This window comes from Geminocystis sp. M7585_C2015_104 (genome assembly GCA_015295805.1).
Taxonomy (GTDB): domain Bacteria; phylum Cyanobacteriota; class Cyanobacteriia; order Cyanobacteriales; family Cyanobacteriaceae; genus DVEF01.
Genome location: DVEF01000083.1, coordinates 1 through 1,147, shown reverse-complemented (window position 1 = coordinate 1,147; position 1,147 = coordinate 1). Strand labels below are relative to the sequence as shown.

At 48.8% G+C, this 1,147-nt stretch carries 1 protein-coding gene; it reads left to right on the top strand.

Annotated elements, in window-relative coordinates; translation table 11 throughout:
• Positions 1 to 1,147: proline--tRNA ligase (gene proS / locus IGQ44_09945; protein HIK38295.1), on the top strand; the 1,147-nt coding region annotated here is incomplete at both ends.

The window sequence follows — 1,147 nt, the reverse complement described above, 5'->3', positions numbered from 1 at the left end:
TACCAAGGCTGAAGGGATCATGTTTTCCCTACAAGATCGTCAAAACCGCCTTATGGCCTTAGGTCCGACCCATGAGGAGGTGATAACCACCATAGCCCGCGAGCTCATTAAATCATATCGTCAACTCCCTGTCAACCTGTATCAAATTCAAACTAAATTCCGGGATGAAATACGCCCCCGTTTTGGCTTACTGCGGGCAAGGGAATTTATAATGAAGGATGGCTACTCTTTCCACACTAGCTGGGAATGTCTACAAAAAACCTATGCCCGGATGGAACAAGCTTATCGTAACATTTTCACCCGTTGTGGTCTAACCTTCAAGGTGGTAGAGGCAGATTCTGGCGCCATAGGTGGTGCAGCTTCCCAGGAATTTATGGTTTTGGCTAACGCCGGCGAAGATGAAATCCTCTACACCGATGATGGGGCATATGCCGCTAACGTGGAAAAAGCTGTCTCCCTCCCTACCCCCCCCGCCACCTCCCCCTTCGACACCTACCAGAAAAAAGAAACCCCCAACTGTGAAACCATCGCCAAAGTCTGTGATTTCCTCCAATGCTCCGAGACTATTGTAGTAAAAAATGTATTGTACCAAGCCCTGTACGACTCGGGCAAAACAGTGCTAGTATTAGTGAGCATTAGAGGAGATCAGGAGGTAAATGAGGTAAAACTGGCTAACCAGCTAAGCCAACTCGCCTCCCAATATGAAGCCAAAAGCCTCATCAGTCTAAAGGTAGCCGACGAAATCAGTCAAAGTCAATGGGCTGCTAAACCCCTCCCCCTCGGCTATATTGCCCCAGACTTACCAGACGACTATATCTTAGCCAATGAGACGGTAGTAGGCAAATTCCTCCGCCTGGCCGACCATACTGTAGTAGAATTGAATAACTTTGTAACTGGGGCAAATGAACCAGGATATCACGTGGTTGGCGCTAACTGGGGAAAAGAGTTCACCCTCCCCCCCATTATAGCAGACCTGCGGAAGGCCAAGGCCGGTGATAGGGCCATTCACAACCCCCAACAAACCCTAAAAAGTACTAGAGGTATTGAGGTGGGGCACATTTTCCAACTGGGCACTAAATATTCCACCGCCATGGAGGCTACCTATACCGACGAGGATGGCTGCGAAAAACCCTTTATAATGGGGTGT